2 protein-coding genes and 1 pseudogene are annotated in these 3,676 nt (G+C 70.6%); all 3 read left to right on the top strand.

Translation table 11 applies throughout. The features are described from left to right. Positions 1 to 321: pseudogene (locus ABZ070_RS35985) on the top strand (hypothetical protein); the annotation flags it as partial. Continuing rightward, positions 318 to 2,846 carry an acyl-CoA reductase gene (locus tag ABZ070_RS35980; protein WP_356640258.1) on the top strand — a complete coding sequence of 843 codons (2,529 nt, stop codon included), beginning with the start codon at positions 318 to 320 and terminating at the stop codon, positions 2,844 to 2,846. The pseudogene ABZ070_RS35985 and the gene ABZ070_RS35980, both read left to right, overlap by 4 nt. A 147-nt stretch (positions 2,847 to 2,993) precedes the next feature. Then, the gene (locus tag ABZ070_RS35975; RefSeq protein ID WP_356640257.1) at positions 2,994 to 3,620 is read left to right on the top strand and encodes a hypothetical protein; all 627 of its coding nucleotides are present in this window, start codon (positions 2,994 to 2,996) and stop codon (positions 3,618 to 3,620) included. Positions 3,621 to 3,676: the final 56 nt, after the last annotated feature.

Here is a 3,676-nt window from a genome sequence, read left to right as displayed (position 1 = left end):
GCCGACCCGACCACAGGCGACCTGAACATCCTCGAGCCGACCACCATCTGGGGCGGCGGCGCGCGAGGGACCATCATCGACGCAGGCGGCATCGAACCCTTGCCGTACGGCGAGATCGGCTACCTGCACCTCGTCTCGCCCTACATCACCTCCGTACCGGCGCAGAGCGTCGTCATGGGCGACCTCGCCTCCCTGCACCCCGGAGACGCGTGCGGATGCGAGCTGACCACCGACTGGTTCACCGTCCACGGCCGCGCCGGGGTGAATCGCAACCGAAGCTGCGCGGTGGCCGCCGCCGAACTGATGAAAGGAATGTCGTGACCGTGCACCACGCCGCCGAAACCCACGAACACCACTACTGGCAGGGCGCCTTCATCGGCGACGAGGAGGCCGGGCGCCGTCTGTCCGGCCTGTCCACCGCAGTGGAGGCCGCCCTCAGCACCCCACTGGAGACCGAGACCGTCCTGGCCGCCTGCGACGCCCTGGCCACCGTCCTGCGCGCCCCAGAGCACCCGGTGCGCACCCGGCTCGCCCGCCACCTGCCCGAGGACGAGGACCCCGCCGTCCTCACCGAACTCGCCGCCTACCTCAGCCGGACCGAGCTCACCCGCAAGCTCCGTCGCGAACTCGGCGGCTCCGCACCGGGCCGGCTGAACCGCCCCGACGCCCGGGAGACCGTCTACGAGGCATGGGCCCCCGTGGGCCTGGTTGCCCACATAACCCCGGGCAACGCAGCCACCGTCGCCCCACTCAGCATCGTCGAGGGCCTGCTCGCCGGCAACGTCAACATCCTCAAGACCAGCAGCGGCGACACCCTGCTCACCCAGCACCTGCTGGCCGAGCTCGCCGCCCTGGACCTCACCGGCGCCATCGCCGACCGCGTCGTCGTGCTGCGTTTTTCCTCCTCCCGGCAGGAGTGGCTGCGCCTGATGTGCGCACCCGCCGACGCCATCGCCGTCTGGGGCGGCGAGAGCGCCGTCGAAGGGGTCGCCGCCCATGTCCCGCCCGGCTGCCGCCTGGTGGAGTGGGGCCACCGCATCTCCTTCGCCTACCTCACCCGCAACGCCTGGCAGGACCCGGACACGCTCGGCGCACTGGCATCCGACGTCTGCCTGCACGAGCAACAGGCCTGCTCCAGCCCCCAGGTGGTCTACCTCGACACCGAGGACGAACGGGACGTCTTCGCCTTCGCCGAGCGTTTCGCCGGCGTGCTCGCCACCCGGCCCGCCGCCGCGTCCCCGCCCGACGTCCATGGCCTCGACCCCGCCGAACAGGCCGAGCTGACCACCACCGAGCTGATCGCCCGGCTGGAGGAACACCTTGACCTGACCGGGGTGTTCGCCGCCCCCGACGGTTCCTGGCGCGTCATTGCCGACACCCGGCCCGCTCTCACCGCCTCCCCCCTGCACCGCAGCGTGTGGATCAAGCCGCTGCCGCGCAGGAAGCTGCTCGGTACCCTGCGGCCCATGCGCCGCTACCTGCAGACTGCGGGCATCGCCGGCAGCCGCACCGACATCGCCGAACTCTCCCGCAACGTCCTGGCCGCAGGCGTCACCCGCATCACGCCCATCGGCGCCATGCTCGCCAGCTACCCCGGCGAGCCTCACGACGGCGTCTACGCGCTCCAGCGCTACAGCCGCCGTGTGGCGGTCCAGACCGACGCCCGCTTCGCCACTGTCGCCTGCCTGGACGACCTGGCCCGCCCGGTCGTCCTCCCGCCGCCCGGCGGGCCGCTGCTCGGCAAGGAGGAAGTCCAGGAACTCAACCGCCACGTCGCACGAGCCGATGCCGAGCTGTACTTCCGCAGCGGCGGCAGCACCGGCGCCCCGGCACTGTCCCTCTTCAGCTACGACGACTACGACACCCAGATGCACGCCGCCGCCCGCGGTCTGCTCGCCGCCGGCTACGACCCGGTGGCGGACCGCACGGCCAACCTCTTCTACTGCGGGGGCATGTACGGCAGCTTCATCAGCTTTTTCTCCATCCTTGAGCGTCTCGGCGGCGTCCAACTGCCCCTGTCCGCCGGCCCCGACCACCGGGCCACGGCCCAGGCTCTGATCGCCCACCAGGCAGACACTCTCTTCGGAATGCCCTCCTACCTGTGGCAGCTGCTGCACGAGGAGAAGGACTCTCTGCGCGCATACGGCGGCCTCCGGAAGATCTTCTACGGCGGCGAGCACTTCACCGCCGAACAGCAGCGCACTCTGAAGGACACCTTCAGTATCGAGGTCGTCCGGTCCATCACCTACGGCAGCACCGACCTGGGCCCGCTCGGCTACCAGTGTGCCGAGAGCACCGGTGGCGTCCACCACCTCCACGCCGACCTGCACACCATGGAGATCCTCGACATCACCTCCGACAGGCCGGTAGCGCCGGGGGAGACCGGGCGTCTGGTCTTCGCCACGCACGCCCGGCGCGGCCAGAACCTCGGCCGCTACGTCATAGGCGACCTCGGCCGGATCGTCCCCGGCCGCTGCCCCTGCGGCAGCCACGCCCCCCGCTTCGAACTGCGCGGCAGGACCGGGGACGTGATGCGCGTGGCCACGTATCTGCTCAATCACCGCCGCTTCGTGACGATAGCCGAGGAGCAGGGCCGCTACACCGGCGAACTCCAGATCCTGCTCACCGCTCACGACACCCGCGAACACCTCACCGTCCGCGTCGAATGCACCGACACACCGGTCCCCGAGCGGCTGAGGGAGGCCTTTCTGCTGGGCTACCCCGAGCTGCGCGCGGCAGTGGAGGAGCGGCTGCTCGACCTCACGATCGAGGCGGTGGACGGCTCGTCCCTGGACCGCAGCCCGACCAGCGGCAAGCTGCGCTCAGTGGTGGACGCGCGCCGATAAGCGGCTGTCTCTCCGGTCGGCGCGACGTGGGGCCCAGTCACCTCATCCGGTCTGTGCCGCGAGTGTCGAGACAGCCGCTACCGGGTCAGGAAGGGTGTGTTACATGCAGCGGTCTGCCGGCGATGCGGCTGGCCGGGGATCGTGGGAGTGGACGGCACGTGCCGCGGCTGCCGCGTCGCCGTCCGGCTCGGCGAAGAAGACGCGGGGATGAGGGCGGAGCTCGAGCGGCGCGACCTGCCGCCGGGCCGGCCTCTGCAGTTGGCCGTGCGCATTGACGGCGTGAAACTGTCCAGTTTTCCGCTGCGGCACAACGGTCCGCGCTCGCACGATCGCCTCCCTCCGTGGGCTCGCGACAGGGCGCAACCTCCGCCCAACGACCCGGCCGTCTGCGTGGAGGAAATCCCCGGCCAGCTGGGGCTGTTCGCGCCGTTGCCAAGGACGTTCACCCAGGCCCACGGCAGGAGAATCCGTAGCCGCGACATCCCCGACATCCACCTCGTCCTGACGGTGCTCCGGGAGATGGCCGTCGAACGCGGGGTCGGCGAATCCTGGATGTTCCACACCGGCGACTGCACGCGGCTCGCACTGGCCTCCCGCCCGCCGGACGAGCGCCTCGTGCGCCCCGAGACTCTCGCCGATCTCCCGCAGATGCGCCCCACGCTGCTGGCGGCACTGGGGCGGCCCCTGCATGCTCGCATCGCCGCAGCTGCGCCTGGTGCCGTCGTGGATGTCCAGCGGCCTAGTACTGCAACGGTTCTTGTCGTGACGGTTTGACCGTGTGCTCGTTGAGCTGTTCATGGGTGGGGAATGTGCTGAGGTCCGATGGTGGG

The sequence above is a fragment of the Streptomyces sp. NPDC006283 genome (genome assembly GCF_040613325.1).
In the GTDB taxonomy this organism is placed as follows: domain Bacteria; phylum Actinomycetota; class Actinomycetes; order Streptomycetales; family Streptomycetaceae; genus Streptomyces.
Note: the sequence above shows the minus strand (reverse complement) of the source record. Positions and strands in the feature narration are given on the sequence as shown.